Genomic DNA, 22,928 nt, shown 5'->3' with positions numbered 1-22,928 from the left:
GGTCGGTCGGGGCGTGTCAGGGGCGGTCGGGCAGCCGGCGTTCCGCCAGGTCGAAGGAGCGCGCGGTGTCGTAGCGGCGGACCAGGTCCGCGTACAGGCGCTCCTGGACGGTGCCGGAGGGCTGCCGGACGCGCCGGCCGTGGGTCGCGAGGGTCCGGCCGGGAGCGGCCGCCGTGAGGTCGGGGGACAGGAGTGCGACGGCCCCCGGGGCGGTGATCAACTCGTCGTACGGCAGGGGGCCGGGGGCCCGGTGCGGCGGGCGGGCCGGTGCGAACAGCTCCCGCTGGGTCTCGTTCAACAGCAGCTGGAAGACAGCGGTTTCGCCCTCCCTGATGTAGAAGCGCGACCCCATCAGGACCGACAGCCGGTCCAGGGCGCCCTGGATCACGCGCGGCACCAGATGCCGTACGGCCTGCTCGTGGGCGCCCGCGCGGGCGGGCAGCGCGTCCTCGCCCCGGACCGCGAGGGTCGTCAGGAGGTCGCACAGCAGCAGGTCGGCGTGGACTCCGCAGAGCACGGCGCGCAGGTGCGGGATGTCGACGGCGGGCGCTCCGTAGAGGTGGCGGCCGCGCAGGTGGCGGACGGTGACGCGGAGTGCGGAGTCGAGGGCGCCGACGCTCGCCCCGATGTGCAGGGCGGTGGTGCGCGGGCCGTTGTCGGGGAGGTCGGGGCGGACGGTCCGGCCGAGGCGGGGCGAGCGGCGGTACAGGGCGCGCAGCGCGTGCAGCCAGGCCTCGGGGGTGGCGTTCGCGCCGTCCTTGAGAGCGGCGGTGAGGCGCTCCGGGGTCAGGGGCCGACTCGCCCGGCCCGCCTGGCCGCCCGTCCGGCCGCCCACCTGGCCCTCGGTCAGGATCGCCCGGAAGCCGGTGGGGCTCGTCGTGTCGTACGGGTCGCCGAGGTGCTGTTCGACCGCCTCGGCGAGGGTGACGGGGGCGGTGGCCGTGGTCATCGGACCGTGCCCTCCAGGGAGTCGAGGAGTGAGGGGACCGTGCCGGGGGCCGCGGACAGCAGGGCGTCGGCGAGGGTGTCGAGGTCCTCGCGTGCGCTGTCCTCGACCGGCTCGCCGAGATCGGTGAGCGCCTTGACCAGGCAGCCCCGCAGCCAGGCCTCCTCGACGCGGTCCGGGCGGTGCAGCCACAGGTGGAGCGCCGCGGCCGCGGCGAAGCACAGCTCGAACCGCTCGGCGAGCTCGAAGGCGTGGCCGGGCACGGCACGCGGTGTGAAGCGCACGGCCGCCATCTCCTCGTGGAGCCGGTCGGTGGCCTGTCGCAGGCGTCCGGCGAGGCGGGCCAGCCCGTCGGAGGCGGCGCCGGCCGCCGCCAGGTCGTGGACGCGGTCCACGGCCGCCGGCAGTCCGGCGAGGACGGAGGCGCCGGTGCCGGAGAGCAGGCTGAGTGCCTGGGGGCGGAAGGGCCGCAGGGGTGCCCGGACGTCGGTCGCCTCGGCGAGGCCCTCCTCGTCCAGGCGGCCCTTGCGGTAGCCGCGGGCCAGCCGGGCGAACTGGTCGACCAGGGCGTTGCGGTTGACCAGGCTGCTGCCGTCGAAGATGCCGATGATGCGGTGGTCGCGCTCCAGTTTGGCGAAGCTGCCGTGCGTGTCGGCCTCCAGCAGGCCGTACGGGCCGAGCGTGTGCAGGAGCCGGGCCACCAGGTCGTCCACCTGGGCGGGCACGTACGCCTTGGCGACGGCCGAGACGACGCTCATCTCCGGTGTCAGGGCGTGGACGGCACGCGCCGCGACCAGCCCGGTGGCCTCCGCGAGCAGCAGGGCGGCCGTCGCCTCGCCCACCTCGCGTCGGACGTGAGGGAGTTCGGCGAGCGGTACGCCCTCGTGGTCGGTGGCGGCGGTGGTGAACCGGGCGGCCAGGTCCAGGGCGTGGTCGCCCGCGCCGAGGGACATGGCCACACAGCCGGTGCGGGTGACGTGCAGGGCCTTGAGGATGATCTCGATGCCCCTGCCGACCTCGCCGATGAGCGCGTCGGACGGCACGAGCGTGTCGTGGAAGACCATGCCGCTGATGTCCGCGCCGCGGATTCCGTAGGTGGGCACCTTGGGCAGCGGGGTCAGCGCGCCGGGGGCCAGCCGGCTCTTGTCGACCAGGAAGAGGCTGAAGCCGCGCGGGCCGCCGGCCGGGTCGGTGCGGGCCAGGACGGTGATCAGGTCGGCCCGGGTGATGTTGTTGATCAGCCATTTCTCGCCGGTGATCCGCCAGCCGCGGTCGGTCTCCCGCGCGGTGACCTCGCCGGCCAGCAGATCGCTGCCGTGGTGGCGTTCGGTCAGCGCGCAGGAGACGACGGCTCCCTCGCCGATACGGCGGCCCAGGCGCGCCGCCCGGTCCGGGTCACCGGCGATCCAGGTGGAGATGGCCCCGAGGTAGGTCTTGCCGTGGGCGGCCGCCACCGTCAGGTCCACCCGGGAGACCGCGCGCAGCAGCCGCAGGACGGTGCTGAAGTCGTCCAGGGCGCCGCCGTGTTCGACCGGCACGTAGTACCGGGGCAGGCCGAACGCGTCGAGCGTGCGGCACGCCTCGGCGGGGAACGCCTCCCGTGCGTCGAGGTCGGCGAGCACCGCCGGGGAGAACGCCCCGCCGGGCACGGCCGACTCGGCGAGCAGGCGGTCCAGTGCCCGCGGGTCCGGCAGGGGGGCGGCGTCGACCGCGGTGCCGTCCGGGGTGGACGGGATCGTGGTCGTCATGCCGGGGCCTGCTGTCCGGCCGGGGCGGTGGGGAGCAGGTGGGGCTGGTAGTCGGCGTAGGTCGGCTGGAGGGCCCCGGCCCGGAAGAGCTCGCGCATCGCGGAGCGCTGGATCTTGCCGCTGGTGGTGCGGCGCACTCCGCCGGGCCGCAGCAGCAGGACCGCTCCGACGGGGGCGCCGAACTCGCGGGCGACGGTGAGCCGCATGCCGGTGGCGAGTTCCCTGAGCCGTTCCTCGTCCTTGATGCCGCGGACCTCGTGTGTGACCACCAGGACGTCGTCCTGGCCGTGTCCGCCCGCGCCGGGCACGGCGAAGCAGGCGCCGGCGAGGTTGCCCAGTTCCGGTCGCTGGACCCGCAGTTCGTGCTCGATGTCCTGCGGGTAGAGGTTGCGCCCGCGCAGGTTGAGGACGTCCTTGATGCGGCCCGTGATGTAGATCTCGCCCTCGTGCAGGGTGCCGAGGTCGCCGGTGCGCAGATATCCGGTGTCGCCCTCGGCGGTGGTGGCCCGGAAGTCGGCCTCGTTGGTCTCCTCACGTCCCCAGTAGCCGTGTCCGACGACCGGTCCGCGCAGCCAGAGTTCCCCGACGCCGCCCTCGGGCAGCGTGCGCAGGGTCTGCGGGTCGACGACGCGTACCTCGGCGCCGCGCGGCGGCCCGCAGCTGACCACGTCCCGGCCGGGCTCGTCGGCGTCGGAGACGGGCCGGAACTCGTTGCGTTCCAGCTGAGCCGCGCTGACCCGCAGGCTGCTCGGCGGGACATCGACCGCACCGGAGACGAAGAGGGTCGCCTCGGCCATGCCGTAGCACGGGGCGAGGGCGTCGGCGCGCAGTCCGTGGCCCGCGAACCGCTGGTGGAAGCGGTCCAGGACGGCGGCCCGCACGGGCTCCGAGCCGTCGACGGCGTGCCGCCAGCGGGACAGGTCGAGTCCCTCGATGTGGGCGTCGGTGACGCGCCGGCTGCACACCTCGTAGGCGAAGTCGGGGGCGGCGGAGTAGTGGATGTCGAACCGGTCGATCATGTGCAGCCACAGGTGGGGCCGCTTCAGGAAGGTGCTGGGGCTCATCAGCACCGTGGTGGAGCCGGTCATCAGCGGCGGCACCATCAGGCCCATCAGGCCCATGTCGTGGAAGTGCGGGATCCAGCCGCCGCCGCGCTTGGTGTCGTCCAGGTCCAGGACCTCGGCGATGTGGGCGGTGTTGTGCAGCAGGTTGCCGTGGCTGATCATCACGCCCTTGGGGTCTCCGGTGGAGCCGGAGGTGTACTGGAGCACCGCGAGGGTCGCGTGGTCGGTGAGCGGCATCGTCCAGCCGTCGGGGCCGGGTCCGGCGCCGTCGTCGGTGACCATCAGGGGGAGATGGCCGAGCCCCTCCTCGGCGAGCCATTCCTCGACGTCGCCCCGGGTGGGGGTGTCGGTCAGGATCGCCGCCGCGCCCGCGTCGTCCGCGATGCGCCGGACCCGGTGCCGCTCGTGGCGGTAGCGACCGGGGAGCGAGGAGGGGACCGCGACGACGCCGGCGTACAGGCAGCCGAAGAACGCGGTCAGGAAGTCGAGCCCGGCGGGGTGGAGCAGGAGGGCACGGTCACCGGGCCGGACGCCGGTCCGGTGCAGCCGTACGGCCAGGCTCCGGGCCCGCGCGTCCAGTTCGGCATACGTGAGCCACTGCGCCCCGTCCTCACGAACGGGATCCGTCACAAATGCCGCCGCCTGCTTTTCCGGCCGGTTTTCCGCATGCTGCCTGAGCATTGCGGTGACACTGGGGGCGGTGACGATTCCCGCCATATTCGTGGCCCTGCCCTTCGTGGTCGAGAACGGGGATTTCCGAGTGCCGGACCGGCACTGCCGTGACTTTCTACCGGCTGGCCCGGGGCCGGGGAAGACGGCTGACAGCAAACTGCACGCGGTGCCCTGCCACCCCTCAGCAACAGGGACAAATCACCCGTAGAGGCAGGCAGTTCGGGGGCGACGAGGCCAGTACCGGCCAGCGGCACCCCGGTCGCGGGGCCCTTCGCGACAGTAGAGTCAAGATTCGACCGCATTGCCGAAGAACCTTTCAGCCGCCGAGTGCGCCGCGTTTCCTGGACTCCTTCCCGAGACTTCCGGCACTCCCCGACTCCGGGATTCCGATGAATTCCATGCATGGCATCCAGCTGCCCTCCGTGCTGGTCACCGGCACGTCTTCCGACGCCCACACCTGGAATCTCGTCTATCTCCAGTTACTGCTGGAGGAATGGGGCCACGACGTCACCAATCTCGGCCCGTGCGCACCCGACGACCTGGTGCTGGGCGCCGCCCTGGAGCACCGGCCCGCGCTGCTCGTCGTCAGCAGCGTGAACGGCCACGGCCACCAGGACGGTCTACGGCTCGTGCGCCGCCTGCGCTCCCACCCCGAACTGGCCGCCACCACGATGGTGATCGGCGGCAAGCTCGGCACCGACGGACTGCGCAACGTCGGGCAGGTGCGCCGACTGCTCGAAGCGGGCTACGACCGGGTCTTCGACGACGGGGACGTGGCCGCGTTCCGCGAGCTGGTGTCCCGGTTGCCCGTCCGAGCGGTGTCGTGACGCGGGTGCCCTTCGGCGACTTCGTGGCCGGGGCCCGGGCCCGCGGCAGACTCGTCGTACAGCCGCGGATGGGGTTCAGCGATCCCGGCCGGATGCGCGAGGGGCTGGCCCGCACCCGGGCCGCGGACGCCGTCACGGTGGGGACGCTGACCCTGGACAGCTACACCCGGGTCCGTGACCTGGCGGCCGCCCGCCGGGCGGTGGCCGACGGCGTCCCGCTCAACGGCTACCCGATCTGCACCCATCCCCCGCACACCTCGCGGGCGGTGCTGGACGGCATCCACGACGCCTCCTTCCCCGTCCAGGTCAGACACGGCTCCGCCCGGCCCGAGCACATCGTCTCGGCGCTGCTCGACCTCGGCCTGGACGCCACCGAGGGCGGGCCCGTCTCGTACTGCCTGCCCTACAGCCGGACCCCGTTGCGGGACGCGGTGAAGAGCTGGCGCACGGCCTGCGGGATGCTCGCCCGCCACACCGGCGACGGCCGGGTACCGCATCTGGAGAGCTTCGGCGGCTGTCTGCTCGGGCAGCTGTGCCCGCCGGCCGTCCTGGTCGCGGTGAGCGTCCTGGAGGGCCTGTTCTTCGCCCAGCACGGGCTGCGCAGCGTGTCGTTGAGCTATGCCCAGCAGACCAGCCGACAGCAGGACCTGGAGGCGGTGGCCGCGCTGCGGCTCCTCTCCGACGAGCTCCTGGGGCACGTCGACCGGCATGTCGTGCTCTACGCCTACATGGGCGTGTATCCGCACTCGCGCGGCGGCGCGCTGACCCTCCTGGAGGCGGCGGCCCGGCTCGCCGTCACCTCGGGGGCCTCCCGGCTGATCGTGAAGACCGCCGCCGAGGCGCACCGCATCCCGACCGTCGCGGACAACGTGGAGGCCCTGGAGACCGCCGCGCGCGCCGCGGCCGACGCCCCCGCACCGCCGCCCGGCCCGCCCGCCGCCGACTCCGAGGTCTACGCGGAGGCCCGCACCCTCGTGCACACCGTGCTGGAGCTCGACGACGACGTGGGCACCGCCCTGGTGACGGCCTTCCGGCGCGGCCTGCTCGACATCCCCTACTGCCTGCACCCCGACAACGCGGGGCGGGCCAGGAGCTTCATCGACCGCGACGGCTGGCTGCGCTGGGCGGACACCGGGGCGCTCCCCCTGCCCACGGCCGCCGTGTCGGCCGCCCGCAAGGTCACGTCCGCCGACCTGCTCTCGGCGCTGTCCCACGTGCAACGGGCCTACGACTTGGGAGGAACCCCATGACCAGCATCTCGCCGGCGCCCGCCGCTCCCGGCACGGCCGGGTCGGGGCCGATCTGGCGGGGCAGCAGTCCCACGGCGCAGCTGCTCATCCTCACCGGCCGGTCGGTCAGGGCGAACTTCACGCACGTCAAGGTCGTGGTGCTCAGCATGCTGCAGCCGGTGTTCATGCTGCTCCTGCTCAGCCAGGTCTTCGGGGCCATCGTGGACCGCGAGCACCTGCCCGACGGCGTGGCCTACCTGGACTTCCTGCTTCCCGCCCTGCTGGTGACCACCGGTATCGGGCCCGCGGTGGCCTCGGGCATCGGCCTGGTCCGGGACATGGACAACGGTGCCGTGGCCCGGCTGCGCACCCTGCCGATCCACGCCCCGCTGCTGCTGTTCGCCCGCAGCCTCGCCGATCTGCTGCGCACCACCGCCCAGTTGGTGATCCTCGTCGTGGTGGCGGTGGTGTTCCTGGACGCCGACCCGGCCGGGGGCCTGCCCGGTCTGCTGGCGGCGGTCCTGCTCACCTGCGCGGTCGTCTGGGCGATGACCTGGATCTTCCTCGCGCTGGGGGCGTGGCTGCGCAACCCGGAGGCCATGCAGAGCGCCGGCTATCTGGTCACGTTCCCGCTGATGTTCGCCTCCAGCGCCTTCGTCCCCCGGGACCGGCTCCCGGACTGGCTCCAGGTGCTGGCGACGGTCAACCCGCTGTCGTACGCCATGGACGCCAATCGCGCACTCGCCCTCGACCAGCCGCTGGGCACCCATGTGTGGTCCGCGCTCGGCGCCAGTGTCCTGGTCGCCGTCGTCGGATCCGCCGCCGCCGTACGGGCGTTCCGGCGTCCACCGGCCTGATCCGCACCGCCCGCACCCCTCCGAGACGACATCCCAGACGACATCCCAGACGAAATCCGAGACCACATCCGAGACGAAAGAGGCATCGCATCATGCCCGGAACCGAAACCGGCCCGCTCGTCCGGTTCGACGCGACGGCGGCGCCGCCCGGCGCCGCCGTCGACTGGCTCACCGAACACCGCCCGGCGATCAGGGAGGAGGTCGCCCGCAGCGGAGCCGTCCTGGTCCGCGGACTGCGCCTGGAGAACCGGGCGACCGCCGTCGCGGCCGTCGGCCGGATGATCGGCGACCCGCTGACCGAGCGCGAGGGGTTCGCGCCGCGCGACACCTACGGACAGGGCGTGTACTCCTCCTCGCACTGGCCGGCCGACCAGCCCATGTGCATGCACCACGAGCTCAGTTACGCGCCGTCGGCCCCCCGGCTGATGGCGTTCGCCTGCCTCACCCCGCCGGCCGACGGCGGGATCACCGCGATCGCCGACAGCCGGGCCGTCCTGCGGGACCTGCCCCCGGACCTGGTGGCCCGTTTCGAGCTCCACGGCTGGCGGCTCACCCGCCACTACAACCCCTTCGTCGGCATCTCCTGGCAGGACGCCTTCGGCACCGACGACAGCGCCGAGGTGGACCGCCACTGCGCCGCGCACGGCATCGAGGCGCGCTGGGACGCCGACGGCGCGCTGCACACCACCCAGACCCGCCCGGCCGTCGTACGGCATCCGGCGACCGGTGAGCGGTGCTGGTTCAACCAGATCGCGTTCCTCAACGAGTGGACGATGGCGCCCGACGTCCGCGAGTTCCTGACGGCCGAGTTCGGCCCCCAGGGGCTGCCCTTCAACACGTTCTGCGGCGACGGCACCCCGCTCGACCGCGCGACCGTCGACCTGATCAACGACGTGTACGAGCGGCACACCGTCCGCGAGCCGTGGCTCCACGGCGACCTCCTCGTCATCGACAACGTGCGCACGGCGCACAGCCGTGAACCCCACCGGGGCGAGCGGGAGATCGTCGTGGGCATGGGAGAGCCGTTCCGGCCGTAGGCCCGGCCCGCGAGCACCCCGAAGGGGCCGCACCCGGATCCCGGGTGCGGCCCCTGTCGTCGCCGTGGGCTCAGTGGAAGCTGAGCGTGCGGTACACCGTCACGTTGCCGACGAGTTGCTGGCAGGCCTGCGCGGCGGCGGTGAGCCGGCTGTGGCAGTCCGGCGCCGCGGTGTCCAGCAGGATCCCGAGCGTGGTGCCGCTGTGCCCGACGACCACGCCCAGACCGCCCACCTCGCGGCAGATCGCGATCATCGGCTCCAGGGACCACTTGTGCCGCAGCACCTGGTTCATCCTCGCGCTCGCGGTGGCCACCGCGCCGACCTCGTCCAGGTCCCGCCGGGCCACAGCGTCGCCGATCCGGTCCAGGAGCCGGACGTACTCCCGCTTGTCCGCGGCCGTGAACGGCTTGGGGATGCTGTTGAAGTCGACGGTGTCCACGGCGCCGCCCTCGTCGACGCTGACCACCGCCATCGAGGGCAGGGAGCCGAGCCGGGCGCGCAGCCGCACGCTGCGGTGGTGGAAGGCGACCACCGACGGGTACAGAACCCCGTCGGTGGGTTCGATCCTGGCGAGATACGACTCGATGCGCCGCGGCGGCATCGGCTCCTCCAGGGCGTTGGCGACGGCCCGTGCCGTCGCCACCAGGTCCGCGGACGAACTGGCCAGCCCCTTGCCCTCGGGCAGGGTGCTGTCGATCCTCAGCACACCGCCCGCGGGCCGCCGCGCGTCCTCCATGATCATGGAGGTGAGCCTCAGGGCCTTCTTCTTGTGCGGAGGCCACACCTGGAGCACCTCGGTGTGCGGGTCCACCTCGAACCGGGCCACCGCCCACCGGGCCACGGGCAGGGTGACCAGGAAGTCGCCGTCCGTCTCCGGCAGGACGCCCTGGAGGAGCTCGCCGAACGTGCCGAAGGCCGAGCTGACCCCGGTGGCGGCCACCCGGCGGTAGTCCGCGTGGAGCGTCGTCGTGTCGATCGTCGTCACCGTGGTCCTCCTAGTTCCGGTGCTCGGGTCTGGGGCAGCCGGCCCGCACCAGCGCGGCGGTGTCCGCGGGCCGGGTGCTGACGAAGTAGTGACCGCCCTGGCCCAGTTCGTGGAGGGTCACCCGGTCGGAGACCGCCTTCCAGTCTCCGTGGCCCTCGGCGAAGCGTGCCGTGGAGGGGTCGTCCTGGGCGACGACGACCTCGACCGGGGCGTCGATGCGGTGGCTCTCCGCGTCCTGACGGATGCGGAGGAGATGGCTGTCGGCGGTGAGGACGTCGTGCCGGTAGGCCCGCCCCACCACGTCCGCCCGCTCCGGCTTCAGCTCGTCGAGTTCGACGTAGGCGTGGTCGGCGCGGAGCCGGGAGAGCAGGGTCCGGTTGTCCGCCTCGGAGACGTCCGCCATCTCCGCGCGCAGTGTCTCGGTGTCCTCCAGCAGCAGCGCGCCCACGAAGACGCGCTCGACGGGGCGGCCCGCCTCCTGGAGCAGCCGGGCGGTCTCCAGGGCGGCGGCCGCGCCGGCGCAGTGGCCCCACAGCAGGACGGGTGTGGTGACCCGTTCGGCGATCTCGTCCCGTACCCGCCGGGCGATCTCGGGGATGTCCGCCATCGGTTCCTCGCCGCCGGCGAAGTCGTGACCCGGCAGCTCGACGCCGAGGACGGCGATGCCGTCGCGCTCCAACTCCGCGGCGAGGGAACGGAAGTTGACCGCGTTCCCGCCCGCGTAGGGGAAGCACACCAGGGTCCGGTGCGGCTGCCGGGCGGACGCCAGCGGCTGCAACAGGCTGTCCGTCGCCGCCCGTTCACCGCCCCGGCCGCGCTCGGTGAGGACGCCCGCGAGAGCGGCGAGCACGGGGTGGGCCACCAGGTCCTTCAGGGACAGCGCCCGGTCCAGCTGGACCAGCAGGCGCACCGCGGCCAGCGAGGTGCCGCCGAGGTCGAAGAAGTTGTCGTCCCGGCCGATGCGCTCCAGCGGCACGCCGAGCACCTGGGCCCAGAGCATGGCCAGCCGCTGTTCGGCGGGCGTGCTGGGGGCCGCGTACGCGGCGCCGCCGTGCCCCAGGGTGCCGGCGAGCCGGACCAGGGCCTTCTTGTCGATCTTGCCGTTCTCGGTGAGCGGCAGCCGCTCCAGCTGGTGGAAGTAGGTGGGGACCATGTACTCGGGCAGCAGCCCGGCGAGGAAGTCCCGGGCCCGCTCGGTGGCCGGCCCGGTACCGCCGTCCCCACCGCTGAAGAACGCGACGAGGTTGCGCGGGCCGTCGCCCGCGCCGTCGATGACGACCGCGGCCTCGCGGATGCCCCGCATGCCCAGCAGCTTGTTCTCGATCTCGCCGATCTCGATCCTGAAGCCCCGGATCTTCACCTGCTCGTCCCGGCGCCCCAGGTACTCGATACGGCCCTCGGGCAGCCAGCGCCCGAAGTCCCCGGTGCGGTACATCCGGGTGTCGGGCCGGAAGGGGTCGGGGACGAAGGCCTCCCGGGTGCGCTCCTCGTCGTTGATGTAGCCCCGGCCCACGCAGACGCCGGAGAACGCGATCTCACCGGGCGAGCCGAGCGGCACCAGGGCGAGGTTCTCGTCCAGCACATAGGTGTTGACGTTGCGCAGGGAGCGGCCGACGGTCACGAAGTCGCGGTCCGGCACCCGGTCAAGGACCTCGTGCATGGTGTCGTCGGACACCTCGGTGGCGCCGTAGGCGTTGACCAGCTTGATGTCCGGGTACAGGGCGAACCACCGCTGCACCAGTTCGTACTTGAGGGCCTCCCCGGTGACCGACACCGTGCGCAGCGCCCCGAGCGGCCGGGGGTGCTGTTCCAGGTGGGTGAGGAGCACCTCCAGGTAGCTGGGCACGATCTGGGTGACGGTCACCCGGCCCGTGACGATCTCGTCCACGAAACCGGCGACGTCGAGCAGGACGTCGGTGTCGACGATCCGGACGCTGCCGCCGACCAGCAGCGGAGCCGCGAACTGCCACAGGGAGATGTCGAAGCACTGCGAGGCGGTCTGGGTGACGACCTCCGCGGTGCCGTGGGTCATCTCCATGTCGTCGATCTTCATCTGGAGGTGGTTGAGCATGCCGACGTGCTCGCACAGGGCGCCCTTGGGAGCGCCGGTGGAGCCGGAGGTGAAGTAGATGTAGGCGGCCTGTCCGGGGGCGACCGGGCGGCCGGGGGCCTCGGCGGAGACGTCGGAGGCCAGGATCTCCGGTACGGCCAGGACGCGCGGCCCGCGCCCGGCGAGCTCGCCCGCCCGGGCCACCAGCTCCGCGCTGTCCGGCTCGGTGAGCACGAACACGCAGTCGCTGCGCCGCAGTTGGGCGGCGACCCGGTCGGCGGGGAAGTCGGGACGCACCGGCAGATAGACGCCGCCCGCCTTGAACACGCCGAGCGCCGCGGCGATCCAGTCGAGGGTGCGGTCCATGACCACCGCGACGACGTCCTCGGCGCGGACCCCCGCCGCGAGCAGCGCGTTGGCGATCCTGTTGGCCTCCCGGTCGAGTTCCCGGTAAGTGCGGCGGACGGTTCCGTGGACGGCGGCCACCGCGTCCGGCACCTCGCGCACCCGCTCCTCGAAGTGGTCCACGAAGGTCCGCTCGGACAGTTCGGCGCGGGGGCCGGCGAGGCCGTGGAGCTGGGTGTCCACCTCCTCGTCGGACAGCAGGCTCTGCCGGTGGTGGGGCGCGCCGGGATCCGTCGCGAGCAGGTGCAGGGCGCGCAGGTGGTAGCCGGCCAGGCGGGCGACGTACTCCGCGTCGATGTGCGCGCGGTCGTACACCAGGCGCAGCGACAGCCCGGCGGTGTCCCGGGCGACGGCCACCCGCAGGACGACTCCCTCGTCGAGGCCGCCGGTCCGGGCGTCCGCGTCCGGCGCGTCGGCGGCGGGTGCCGCGACGGCCGACAGGTCGAACACCACCTCGGGCCGGGCCTCCGTGCGGTGCGGGGCGGCCAGTGCCCGACCGGCCCGGACGGCCAGTTCCGCCCACGCGGAGTCCGCGACCGTCAGGCGCAGCGGCACCTCGTCCCGCCCGGCGCCCGGGACCACGCCGATGAGCAGGTCGGGCTCCGACACCAGGGTCGCCAGGACCCGGGCGTGCGCGGCGAGCAACAGGGCGGCCAGTGCGGGCCCCGGGCCGCCGGCGCGGTCCTCCAGCGCGTGCGTGAGCGACGCGGGCAGCTCCTCGCGGTGCTCCGCCACGCCCCGCTCCTCGCTCAGCGGCATGGTCCATCTGGGAATTCTGGTGTACGTGTGCTGCGCGCGCTGCTGCTCGCTCATCGGCCCCCGTTCCCTTCTTCCGGCGTCACCGGTTCGTCCAGCTCGATCCTGATCAGTCGTGCGGCGGACTCCGCGCGGGAGCCCGCCTGCGCGGTGTCCGCGCCCGTGGCGACCACACAGCCCAGTCGGTCCTGGAAGGAGTGCGTGATCCGCACCCGCCGGCCGACGGCCGTGCCGGTCGTGGCCGCCACGACCCCCGGGGCCGCCGCCGCGTCCTGGACGCCGCCGACGGCCGTGACCCGTCCCTCGGCCGCGGCCATCACGAAACGCACGGCGGCGTGCCCGGCGGCCCGCGGGGCGCGGCCTTCCGGCGGTGTCGGGTCCTGGCCCGCGGCGCGGGCGATGACGGCGTCCACCAGGTCCGTCCCGGTCGCGGCCCGCACGGCGACCGGGATCATGCCGCCGGCCAGCCTCGGGTTGACCTCGATGACCACCGGGCCCTCGGCCGACCGGCGGATCTCGGTGTGGGCGGCACCCCAGCCCAGCCCCAGGGCCTTCAGGGCCCGCAGGGCCGTGTCGGCGAGTTCGGCGACGGTCCCGGGGTCCACGGGAGCGGGAATGTCGTGGCCCGTCTCCACGAAGTGCGGCTCGGGGCCGGTGTGTTTGCCGACGACGGTGACGACATCGCCGTCGAAGGTCTCGACCGAGAACTCCGGTCCGTCCACGGCCGCCTCCACCAGGATGTGGGAGGGCACCGGGTTGCCCCGCTCGTCCGTCGCCCGGTCCAGGAGCCGTCGGGCCCAGTCCTCGGTCTCCGCCCGGTCGGCGCACAGCCGTACGCCGTTCGAGCCGGAACCGCTGACCGGCTTGAGCACCACCGGATGGCCGATGGCCTCGGCCGCCCGCACCGCCTCGGCCACCTCGGAGACCGCCGTCCAGGCCGGGACGGGCACCCCGTGGGCGGCGAGCGCCGCGCGCTGGAGGTCCTTGGCCCGGCACTGGGCGATCGCGTCACCGTCGGGAGCGGGCAGCGCGAGCCGGGCGGCGGCCCGGGCGGCGTCCGCCACGAAGTACTCGGAGCTGGAGGTGATCCCGGCCAGGCCGGCACCCCCGGCCAGACCGGCGCACGCCTCCACCACGGCCGTCAGGTCGGAGGTGTCCAGCACCCGGGTGTCGACGGCGTCCTCGACGACGTAGGGGTACCGGTCCGGGTCCCGGGTCAGCAGCACCGGCCGCAGCCCGCGGGCCCGGGCGGCCGCGCAGAACTCCCGTCCCGTACCGGTCGTGTTGCTCTCCAGGAAGGCGAACCACTGCCTCGCCGTACCGCTGTTCATCGCTTGTCTCCCAGGTCCGGACCGCCCGTCAGCGCGGCGACCGCCGCGTCGAGGTCCCTGTGCGCCCGCGCCGTCCGGGCCCGGCGCCCGCCGAGCCGTTCACCGTGACCGGCGAGCCGCTGCCGCAGCTCGTGGACGACGTCCTCGCAGACCCCGGGGCCACCACCCCGGTCGTGCGCGGCGACGAGCTCCGGCAGCGGCGGTATCTCCGCGCTCACGTCGGCCCGCAGGCCGTCCGGCAGCGCGACCTTCGTCAGCTCGGACTCACCGGCCTCCACCGCCTCGCGTACGGCGGCGCCCACCACGTGGTGCGCGGTACGGAACGGAACGCCCTGCCGCACCAGCCGGTTGGCGATCACGGTCGCCGTCACGAAGCCCTCCCGGGCCCGCCGTTCCATCCGCCCGCCGTCCGGGCGGGCGCCACTGACCAGGACCTGGGCCAGCAGCACACAGTCCCGCACGGTGGCCAGCGCCGACCAGGCGCCGCCGACCGCCTCGGTGCCGACCTCGATGGAGTTGGTGAACGGTGTCGACTTCATGGCGGCGGCCGAGGCGGTCCACGCGCCCACGGCGGCGGCCGACTTGGCCTTCACATGCTCCAGCAGGAACGCGTTGCGCTTCTGCGGCATGGCCGAACTGCCGCCCACCAGCCGCTCGGGGAACTCCACGAAGCCGAACTCCTGGGTGCTCCACAGCTGGAGATCGGTGGCGAGCCGGCTCAGCGTGAGGCCCGCCCCGGCCGCCGCCGCGAGGGCCCGCAGCAGGGTGTCCCGGCTGGCCACCGCGTCGACGGCGTGCAGCGGCGGCCCGTCGAAGCCGAGCAGGCCGGCCGTGCGGGACGGGTCGATGGGCAGGTCCGTGCCGGAGACGGCTCCCGCGCCGAGGGGGCAGCGGCGCTGTTCGTCGGCCACCTGCCCGAGGGCGACGATGTCCCGGTCCAGCGCCGTCGCGATCCCGGCGAGGTAGTAGCCGTAGGTGACGGGCATCGCGGGCTGGAAGTGGGTGTAGACGGGCATGACCACGTCCTGGTGGGCGCGGGCCCGGGAGAGCAGTACGGCCTGGAGCCGCAGCAGTTCGCCGAGCAGGTCCGTCAGGTCCTCGCGCAGCCGTATCGCGGTGATGGTCGCCTTGATGTCGTTGCGGGAGCGGCCGGTGTGCAGTTTGCCGCCGACGTCCGTGCCGAGCCGCTCGATCAGATGGCTCTCGTACATCAGGTACAGGCCGCGCGGCGCCGGACGGTCGTACAACTCCGCGAAGCCGTCGGCGCGCAGGGACGTGATGGTCCGCAGCAGGGCGGCGGCCGCGGGCCGGGGCAGCAGCCCGCACTCGGTGAGCATCACCACGTGCGCGAGGTCGATGGTCGAGGTGTGGCCCAGCTCCCGGCGGATGTCGTCGGGGCCGGGTTCGCCGTAGACGACCTTGGCGGTTCGGGCGCCGAGGGTGCGGGTGAGCCGGCCCGTGCCGGTCATGACAGCACCGGATCCGGGACGGGCCCGCCGGAGCGGGGCACGGTGCCGTGCACGTCCTCGTAGGTACGCCGTCCCCAGGCCATCCGGGTCCAGGCGTCACCGGCGTCGGCCGGTGAGTCGATCAGGAGCGGCTCGGCGGGCGGGCTGGGCAGGGTGTGGCCGTTCTCGGCGAGCCAGGCGTCGTCGTAGACCGTCGCCATGTAGCGGTAGCCCTCGTCGGGCAGCATCACGACACACAGCCCGTCCGGGTTGCGCGCCGCCCACCACTGGGCGACCAGGTAGGCGGCACCGCTGGTGGGTCCCTGGAAGAGGGCGTGGGTGGCGTGCAGTTGCCGGGTGTAGGCGTACGCCTCGGGTGCCGAGCACCAGTGCACCTCGTCGAAGGTGGAGTGGTCGAGGTTCGCCGGCCACAGGCTGTTGCCGAGTCCGCGCAGGGCCCGGGGGCCGTCGGGCTGCCCGAACAGGACGCTGCGGTGGCTGTCGACACCGATGGCCCGGGTGTGCGGGGTCGCCTCGCGCAGCCCGCGGGTGGTGCCGCACATCGAGCCGCCCGAGCCGACGGGCCCGACCAGGCAGTCCACCGTGCCGAGCGAGCGGGCGATCTGCTCGGCGACCACCCCGTAGGAGCGCGGGTTGTCGGGGTTGCTGTACTGCTCGGGGCAGAAGGTCGAGGGGAGTTCGGCGCGGATCTCGGCGAGTCTGCGCAGCCGGGCCTCCTGGTAGCCGCCGACCGGTGCCGGCTCCTGGCAGATCTCCACCCTGGCGCCGAGATCGGTCAGTCTTCGGTACAGGTTGGCGTCGATCGCCGGGTCGCTGACCAGGATCAGCTCCCGTTCCATGAGGGCCGACTGCATCGCCAGCGCCAGGCCGAAGGTGCCCGACGTGGTCTCGACGACCACCGTCCCGGCGTCCAGTTCGCCGCGGCTGTGGGCGCGCCGCAGGATGTAGCGCGCGGGCAGCAGCTTCATGAGGGAGAAGACCGCGCCGTACAGGTTGGGGCCGAGGCGGACGAGACGCGGCATCATCGTCGCCTCGGTGATCGAGTGGTACGTCGGCGTGATCGCCGTCATGAAGGGCTCCCTGGAGGTTCAGGACCGTCGATGGTGGTGCGGGGTGGGGGCGCGGCGCGGGCGACGCCCCCGGATCCACCGCCGGGTCCGCGTCCGCCACGGGGTGTGTGCCCGGGGCTCGCGCGCGGTGACGGCGGGGGCCGGGCCGGCGTCGGTCAGCCGGCTGATGATCCACAGGTTCATGGGTGCGGCGGGGTGTCCGGGGCCGGGGCGGCCTCAGGACGGGACCGGAACGCCGGTCCGCGGGGCGGCGAGTGCCAGATAGACGTCGTCCAGCGTCGGTTCGGACAGCGAGATGCCGGTGATCTCCACTCCCGCGGCGTCGAAGGCCCGGACCGCCGCGGCCAGTCCGATGGACCCCTCGACGGCGGCGGTGACCGTGCCCGCGGATCCGCCCGGACAGGGGTCGAGTCCCGCCGCCCTGAGGGCGTTGAGGGCGGCCGTGGTGGCGCGGGGGTCGGCGAGCGTGGCCTGGACGGTGCTGCCGCCCAGTTGTTCCTTGAGCTGTGCGACCGAGCCGTCCGCGATGCACGTGCCCCGGGAGAGCACCATGACCCGGTCGGCCAACTGGTCGGCCTCCTCCAGGTACTGGGTGGTCAGCAGCAGGGTGGTACCGGCGCCCACCACCTCACGGACCAGGTCCCACAGGGCGCCGCGGCTGACCGGGTCGAGCCCCGTGGTGGGCTCGTCCAGGAACAGCACCTGGGGCCGGCCCACGAAACTGCTGGCGAGGTCGAGCCGTCGGCGCATCCCTCCCGAGTAGGTGCCCGCCGCCCGGTCGGCCGCGTCGGTCAGCGCGAACATCTCCAGCAACTGCTCGGCACGTGCCGCCGCCTCCTTCTTGCCGGCGCCGAGCAGACGGGCCACGAGCAGCAGGTTGGCGCGGCCGGTGAGGCTCTCGTCCACCGCCGCGAACTGGCCCGTCAGGCCGATGCGGCGGCGTACGTCACGCGCCTCGCGCACCACGTCGAATCCCGCGACCCGCGCACTGCCTTTCGTGGGTGGCAGCACGGTGGCGAGAATGCTCACCAGTGTGCTTTTACCCGCTCCGTTATGACCGAGCAGACAGAGCACGCGCCCTTTTTCCATGCGGAAGCTGATGTCGTCGAGCGCCCGGGTGGCACCGAACGTTCTGCCCAGCTCCCTCGCTTCGATCATCACGTCACTCATCGATGCCGTTCCTCGCAGATAGCGGCTGAGAAGCCTTTTGTGGAGGCAGGAAGATCCTGCATTCCGCACTGTCCGCACCACAAGGAGAACTACAGCAAGCTGCCAGGGACCTGAGGCTTTCCGCATGGTCAAAGCTCAGGCTGACAAGTTCTTACCCCGCCAACTGGCCGGTGCCGGAAGGCATCAGCTCGGCGGAGGGGGACAGAAGTCCGAGCTCGACGGCACGGGCACCGGCCTGGAATCTGGAGTTGGCCCCCAGTTCACGCGTGATTTCGGCGACGTTGCGTCTGTACGTGCGGACCGACACCCCGAGTTCGCGGGCGGCGGCCTCGTCGGTGCGCCCCGAACTGAGGGCCTGGAGGATGCGCCGGCCGAGCGCGCTGCGCGAGCGTTCGCTCAGCCGCCGGTGGTCGGCGAGCGCCGCGCTGCTGGACCAGGAGACGGTGAACAGGGTGCGCAGATTGCGCAGGACGGCCGGGGCCCGGACGACCACCGCCTCCCGCACGGCGACGCCGTTGCGGATCCACACCGCGCCGACAACGCTGTCGGCGAGGACCATCTCCTGGAGCGGGGCCCTGACCAGGCGGGTGTCCACGCCGGGCGCGTACTTGTCCAGGTGCTCCAGGAAGCGGCGGTCCCGCAGCAGGCCGACCCGGCCGAGCAGCTTGACGTTCACTCCGCGGGCACTGGCCCGGCCCAGCTGGTCGACGAGCTGATGGGTCTCGTCCTCGCCCTCCCCGGAGAGCACCACGGCCAGATGATGACGGGCCGAGCCGATCATCTCCTCCGCGGCGATCCCCACCGAATTCTCGTCCGGCTCCAGCGAGGCCACCAGCCGCTCCACGTTCCGGTGGCGGTCGACCGCGATTTCGACGAGTTTCCGGGCCTGCAGCAGCATGCCTTCGATTTCGTCGCTGGACGGCCTCGTTTCAGAACGGCCGACCCTGATCCCGGAATCCTGGGCTATCTCGGAATTGACTGACGTACTGGGCACAGCTCCCCCTGAAGCTTGACCAATAGGAGTCCCCGTCAACCTGCCCGGGCGCCCTTGCACACCAAAGGCCCCCGGCACGGGGTGAAACTCGTGCGAACAGCCAGAGAAAAACCTAGCGAGGCGCCGGACAGGGCCCACAGACAGGCACACGACGAGCCACACTTGCAATGCGGCAGACGTTCCGCATCTAGACCTTCACCCCCGCTAAATAGACACAGGTGACAAACTGGACATCCGCTCGAGGAGCCTGCCATCAACCGCCTGTGCCATTCCCGTTGTCCCGACCGTACCCAGGACAGGTTCGTAACGTCAAATACCCCTGTCTGAAACAATTACGGAAAACCTCATTGTGAGGACGAGACGCCCCCTTATGAGCCCACCTGCTCATTTGCATGCGAGCGCCTCCGGCCCGCCCCGCGCAGGGGCCGACCGGAGGCGTCACGCCCGTCACCCCACCTTCGGGGGCGGGGGCGAGGCGGGTGCGGGTGCGGGTTCGGTCAGTCGAGGGCCCCGTCGTAGTCGGGCAGCTTGAAGGTCCGCTCCGCGTGGCCTCCCACGAGATCCGACGTGTTGTTCCCGATGTTGGCGATGATCGTGTATCCCCGGCCCTCGATCTCGGCGCGCTTCGCCGTCTTGAACTCGGCCTTGTCACCGAAGAGATCACCGAGACCGCGCTGGTACAGACCGGTCACCGGATACCCCACCGACTCGAGGTTCGACCGGGTGACGAAGCCGATCAGGTCGGGCCGCGCGGTGACGAAGAATATGGCCGCGCCCCTGCTGTGGGCGTACTGGGCCAGTTCGAGGGTCGGCTTGACCGCCGGGGTCGGCGGGAACACCTGGAAGTGCGTCTCCAGCGAGGTGTTGTCGATGTCGAGCACGATCGCCGGCTTCTGCCCGGCGCTGTTGTCGAGCCGCTTCTGCACGTAGGGGCGGGCCTCGTCGATCACCTTGCGCACATCGCTCTGCCAGGTGTCGTAGTCCACCTCCGCCGCGGCGGCCTGGGTCCGCACGACCGCCGACCGGTCCTGACCCGCCGTCGGCGCCGCGTGCGCCTGCGTCGCCCCCGCCGCTCCCAGAACGAGCGTCGCCGCGACGGTCGCCACGGCTCTGCCCCTCGACGCGATCCTGGCCATTCGTCCTCCCTCGTGTCCGATGCGCGGCGACCGGTCGGTCACCGCCCAGCCGAACCTAAGAGGCCGGGGCGTGCCTGGTGTTGAACATGACCGCAACCGGTGCGGCAAGCGTTTGCCGAGGCGTCCGCACTCGTGAATCGCTGCAACTTTCCGCCACACAGGCCGAATCACTGGCAGGAAGCTGCCAAAGGGCGGAGCGTTCCGCGGCGCACGGTGCGGGCGTCCGGGGTGATGCGCGACGACGACGCGGCCCGGGACCGCTGGACGCCCAGGACCAGCACGCCGGCAACTCCGGCCCGCCGGGGGGAGAATCGTCGACGCGGCTCCCGCTTCCCCTCCTCACGGCCAGCGCCCACGTGCCGACTCGCCTTCGCGCTTCCCGGCGTCGGCCTGCACTGGCCGTGGGCCGGTTTGCCGTCGGAACGGCGGGCTGGGAAGCAGGCGCGGTGGGATCGTCGTGGTGGGGTCGTCGCGAACCCGGGGATCGAACAGGGCGGCGCACTCCGACGGGATGTCGGTGTACGCCGCCCTGGGATGGGACGCGTTGCGGGGACGGCCCGCGCTGTCACGGCGGTTACTTCGGGTCGGCGTTGAACTCGGAGGTCGACCAGAAGTAGCCGAGGACCGCGAGGCCGAGGCACCAGGCGAGGGCGAGCCAGCCGTTGTGGCCGATCTCGGTGCCGAGGAGCAGCCCGCGCAGGGTCTCGATGGCCGGGGTGAAGGGCTGGTACTCGGCGATCGGCTGGAACCAGCCCGGCATCGCGTCGATCGGCACGAAGGCGCTGGAGATGAGCGGCAGGAAGATCAGCGGCATCGCGTTGTTGCTGGCTGCCTCGGCGTTGGGACTGACCAGGCCCATCCCGACGGCGATCCAGGTGAGCGCCAGGGCGAACAGCGCGAGCAGTCCGAACGCCGCCAGCCACTCCAGGACGGTGGCGTCGGTGGAGCGGAAGCCGATGGCCACACCGACGGCACCGACGAGGACCACGCTGACGATCGACTGGAGCACGCTGCCGATCACGTGCCCGATGAGCACCGACCCGCGGTGGATCGCCATCGTGCGGAAGCGGGCGATGATGCCCTCGGTCATGTCGTTGGAGACGGACACCGCCGTCCCGATCGTGGTCGAGCCGATCGTCATCAGCAGCAGACCCGGGACGAGATAGGCCACATAGTCGGAGCGGCTCCCGCCGCCGATGCCCGCGCTCATGGTGCCGCCGAAGACGTAGACGAAGAGCAGCAACAGCATGATCGGTGTGAGCAGCAGGTTCAGGGTGAGGGAGGGGTAGCGCCGGGCGTGCAGGAGGTTGCGGCGCAGCATTGTGGCGGAGTCGCGGGCCGCGAGGGCGAGGGAGCTCATCGGATGGTCTCCTTGGGCTGGTCGGGGGTCTGGCCGGGGGTGTGGCCGGGGGTGTGGTCGGTGTCGCTGAGGGTCTGGCCGGGGGCGTGGTCGGTGTGGCCGGTCAGGGCGAAGAAGACGTCGTCGAGGTCGGGGGTGTGCACGGTCAGCTCGTCCGCCTCGACGCCGGCGGCGTCCAGCCAGTCCAGGAGGGCGCGCAGTTCGCGCTGGCTGCCGTCGCTGGGGATCTGCAGGGCGAGGGCCTCGTCGTCCCGGGAGGCCGCCGCCAGGGCGGAGGCGGCGGCCCGGTAGGCGGCCGGGTCGGTGAACCGCAACCGCACATGCCCGCCCGGGATCAGCCGCTTGAGCTCCTCGGCCGTGCCCTCGGCGGCGATCTTCCCGTCGTTCAGCACGGCGATCCGGTCGGCGAGTTCGTCGGCCTCCTCCAGATACTGCGTGGTGAGGAAGACCGAGACCCCGCCGGTGACCAGCTCCCGGATGATGCCCCACATGGTGTGCCGGGAACGCGGGTCCAGACCGGTGGTCGGCTCGTCGAGGAAGATGATCCGCGGATCACCCACCAGCGTCATGGCGATGTCCAGCCGCCGCTTCATACCGCCGGAGTAGGTCGAGGCGGGCTTCCTCGCGGCCTCGGTCAGGTCGAAGCGCTCCAGCAGCTCGGCCGCCACGCGCCGCCCGTCCCGCCGGGACAGATGGTGCAGGTCGGCCATGAGCAGCATGTTCTCCTCGCCGGTGATCAGCCCGTCCACGGCGGAGAACTGCCCGGTGACACCGATCGCGGCGCGCACCGCCTGCGCGTCGGCGGCCAGGTCGTGGCCGGCGACCCGGGCCTGTCCCCCGTCGGCGGTGATGAGCGTGGACAGGATCTTCACGGCGGTGGTCTTGCCGGCCCCGTTCGGGCCGAGCAGGGAGAAGACCGTGCCTTCCGGGACGTGCAGGTCGATGCCGTCGAGGACGGTCTTGTCGCCGTAGGACTTGCGCAGCCCGTTCGCCGCGATGGCCCAGGTGGTCATGGTGGTCGCTCCTGTGGAGAGTCGGCGTACGGGGTCAGAGGCTGCGGGCGGTGATGTCACCGTGGGAGGTGGTGGCCCGGATGGCCAGACCGGCGGCGGCGCCCTCGGTGTTCTTCAGCGCGTTGTGGATCCGGCCGTACGAGGTGCTGGCGTCCAGGGAGGCGGAGGCGTCGGGGGCGGCGTCGATGGAGATGTCGCCCATCTGGGTGGTCAGCACGACCGCGCCGCCGACCGCCTCGGCGATCCGGATGTCACCCCTCTGCGTGCTGATCTCGGCGGGTCCGGTCAGGCGTCCGACCGTGACGTCGCCGTCGGCGGCGGTGAGCCGGACGCTCGCGGCCTCGTCGATCTTCACGGGACCGGAGGCGCCCTCGAAGACGACGTCACCGAGGCGCCCGACGGCCCGGAACCCGGCGGCGGCCGACGTCGCCTCGACACCGGAGCCGGCCGGCAGCTGCACGGTGACCTCGACGGAGCCGGACGGACCGAAGTACTGGTTCTTCGCCGCCGGGGCCGCGATCCGCAGGACACCGTCGCCGAAGGCGATCTCGATCCCCTCCGCGGCCTTCACGTCACGGCTCTTGGCGGGGTTCGCCGGCCGGACCTCGACGGTGGTGTCGGCCCGGTCGGCGGCGATGAACCGGATGCTCCCGGCGGGGATGTCGAGGACGGTGGCGATCGGGGCGGGGGTCTGGAAGGTCTGCATGGTTCTCTCCTGTGCTCATCTGCTCGTCGTCGTTTCTGACATTGGAAAAGCTACGTTGCATTCACAGATCCTTCAACGCTTTCATTGCACTCTACTTACGTTC

18 protein-coding genes are annotated in these 22,928 nt (G+C 72.5%); 4 read left to right on the top strand and 14 right to left on the bottom strand.

Annotated elements, in window-relative coordinates:
* Positions 1–16 precede the first annotated feature (16 nt).
* From K4B79_RS20105 to K4B79_RS20095, 3 genes are read right to left on the bottom strand one after another with little or no spacing between them, the layout of a single operon-like run.
* Positions 17–949 carry a hypothetical protein gene (locus K4B79_RS20105; protein ID WP_232028174.1) on the bottom strand — a complete coding sequence of 311 codons (933 nt, stop codon included), beginning with the start codon at positions 947–949 and terminating at the stop codon, positions 17–19.
* The gene (locus K4B79_RS20100; protein ID WP_232028173.1) at positions 946–2,694 is read right to left on the bottom strand and encodes an acyl-CoA dehydrogenase family protein; all 1,749 of its coding nucleotides are present in this window, start codon (positions 2,692–2,694) and stop codon (positions 946–948) included. The genes K4B79_RS20105 and K4B79_RS20100 overlap by 4 nt, the downstream gene beginning before the upstream one ends.
* Positions 2,691–4,439, bottom strand: coding sequence for a fatty acyl-AMP ligase (locus K4B79_RS20095; RefSeq protein ID WP_269463652.1), 1,749 nt, complete (start codon positions 4,437–4,439; stop codon positions 2,691–2,693). Before K4B79_RS20095 ends, K4B79_RS20100 begins: the two co-directional genes overlap by 4 nt.
* A gap of 389 nt (positions 4,440–4,828) precedes the next feature.
* Here K4B79_RS20095 and K4B79_RS20090 point away from each other — a divergent pair, with 389 nt between their 5' ends.
* From K4B79_RS20090 to K4B79_RS20075, 4 genes are all read left to right on the top strand, one after another.
* The gene (locus tag K4B79_RS20090; RefSeq protein ID WP_232028171.1) at positions 4,829–5,257 is read left to right on the top strand and encodes a cobalamin B12-binding domain-containing protein; all 429 of its coding nucleotides are present in this window, start codon (positions 4,829–4,831) and stop codon (positions 5,255–5,257) included.
* Positions 5,254–6,507: a methylaspartate mutase gene (locus K4B79_RS20085; RefSeq protein ID WP_232028170.1), complete on the top strand. Its 1,254-nt coding sequence runs from the start codon at positions 5,254–5,256 to the stop codon at positions 6,505–6,507. Before K4B79_RS20090 ends, K4B79_RS20085 begins: the two co-directional genes overlap by 4 nt.
* Positions 6,504–7,343, top strand: coding sequence for an ABC transporter permease (locus K4B79_RS20080; protein ID WP_232028169.1), 840 nt, complete (start codon positions 6,504–6,506; stop codon positions 7,341–7,343). Before K4B79_RS20085 ends, K4B79_RS20080 begins: the two co-directional genes overlap by 4 nt.
* Before the next feature lie 92 nt (positions 7,344–7,435).
* Positions 7,436–8,380 carry a TauD/TfdA family dioxygenase gene (locus K4B79_RS20075; protein ID WP_232028168.1) on the top strand — a complete coding sequence of 315 codons (945 nt, stop codon included), beginning with the start codon at positions 7,436–7,438 and terminating at the stop codon, positions 8,378–8,380.
* 70 nt (positions 8,381–8,450) lie between these two features.
* Here K4B79_RS20075 and K4B79_RS20070 read toward each other — a convergent pair whose 3' ends face one another.
* The 11 genes from K4B79_RS20070 to K4B79_RS20020 form a co-directional block, all read right to left on the bottom strand.
* Positions 8,451–9,365, bottom strand: coding sequence for a GHMP family kinase ATP-binding protein (locus K4B79_RS20070; protein ID WP_232028167.1), 915 nt, complete (start codon positions 9,363–9,365; stop codon positions 8,451–8,453).
* A gap of 10 nt (positions 9,366–9,375) precedes the next feature.
* Positions 9,376–12,633 carry a non-ribosomal peptide synthetase gene (locus K4B79_RS20065; protein ID WP_232028166.1) on the bottom strand — a complete coding sequence of 1,086 codons (3,258 nt, stop codon included), beginning with the start codon at positions 12,631–12,633 and terminating at the stop codon, positions 9,376–9,378.
* Positions 12,630–13,907 carry an ATP-grasp domain-containing protein gene (locus K4B79_RS20060; protein ID WP_232028165.1) on the bottom strand — a complete coding sequence of 426 codons (1,278 nt, stop codon included), beginning with the start codon at positions 13,905–13,907 and terminating at the stop codon, positions 12,630–12,632. Before K4B79_RS20060 ends, K4B79_RS20065 begins: the two co-directional genes overlap by 4 nt.
* Complete coding sequence (gene argH, locus K4B79_RS20055; protein WP_232028164.1) at positions 13,904–15,376, bottom strand: argininosuccinate lyase; 1,473 nt, start codon at positions 15,374–15,376, stop codon at positions 13,904–13,906. Before argH ends, K4B79_RS20060 begins: the two co-directional genes overlap by 4 nt.
* Complete coding sequence (locus tag K4B79_RS20050) at positions 15,373–16,446, bottom strand: cysteine synthase family protein (protein ID WP_232028163.1); 1,074 nt, start codon at positions 16,444–16,446, stop codon at positions 15,373–15,375. The genes argH and K4B79_RS20050 overlap by 4 nt, the downstream gene beginning before the upstream one ends.
* A gap of 216 nt (positions 16,447–16,662) precedes the next feature.
* The gene (locus tag K4B79_RS20045; protein WP_232028162.1) at positions 16,663–17,616 is read right to left on the bottom strand and encodes an ATP-binding cassette domain-containing protein; all 954 of its coding nucleotides are present in this window, start codon (positions 17,614–17,616) and stop codon (positions 16,663–16,665) included.
* A 151-nt stretch (positions 17,617–17,767) separates the two neighbouring features.
* Positions 17,768–18,514 (bottom strand): helix-turn-helix transcriptional regulator, encoded by a 747-nt coding sequence (locus tag K4B79_RS20040; RefSeq protein WP_232028161.1) that lies wholly within the window; start codon positions 18,512–18,514, stop codon positions 17,768–17,770.
* 593 nt (positions 18,515–19,107) lie between these two features.
* Positions 19,108–19,746, bottom strand: a complete 639-nt coding sequence (locus tag K4B79_RS20035) for an HAD family acid phosphatase (protein WP_232028160.1) — start codon at positions 19,744–19,746, stop codon at positions 19,108–19,110.
* A gap of 574 nt (positions 19,747–20,320) precedes the next feature.
* Positions 20,321–21,106: an ABC transporter permease gene (locus tag K4B79_RS20030; protein ID WP_232028159.1), complete on the bottom strand. Its 786-nt coding sequence runs from the start codon at positions 21,104–21,106 to the stop codon at positions 20,321–20,323.
* The gene (locus tag K4B79_RS20025; RefSeq protein WP_232028158.1) at positions 21,103–22,119 is read right to left on the bottom strand and encodes an ATP-binding cassette domain-containing protein; all 1,017 of its coding nucleotides are present in this window, start codon (positions 22,117–22,119) and stop codon (positions 21,103–21,105) included. Before K4B79_RS20025 ends, K4B79_RS20030 begins: the two co-directional genes overlap by 4 nt.
* Positions 22,120–22,153: 34 nt before the next feature.
* Complete coding sequence (locus K4B79_RS20020; protein WP_232028157.1) at positions 22,154–22,825, bottom strand: DUF4097 family beta strand repeat-containing protein; 672 nt, start codon at positions 22,823–22,825, stop codon at positions 22,154–22,156.
* Between the last annotated feature and the right edge of the window lie 103 nt (positions 22,826–22,928).

It is taken from the genome of Streptomyces lincolnensis (assembly GCF_021173675.1).
GTDB lineage: Bacteria > Actinomycetota > Actinomycetes > Streptomycetales > Streptomycetaceae > Streptomyces > Streptomyces lincolnensis_B.
Note: the sequence above shows the minus strand (reverse complement) of the source record. Positions and strands in the feature narration are given on the sequence as shown.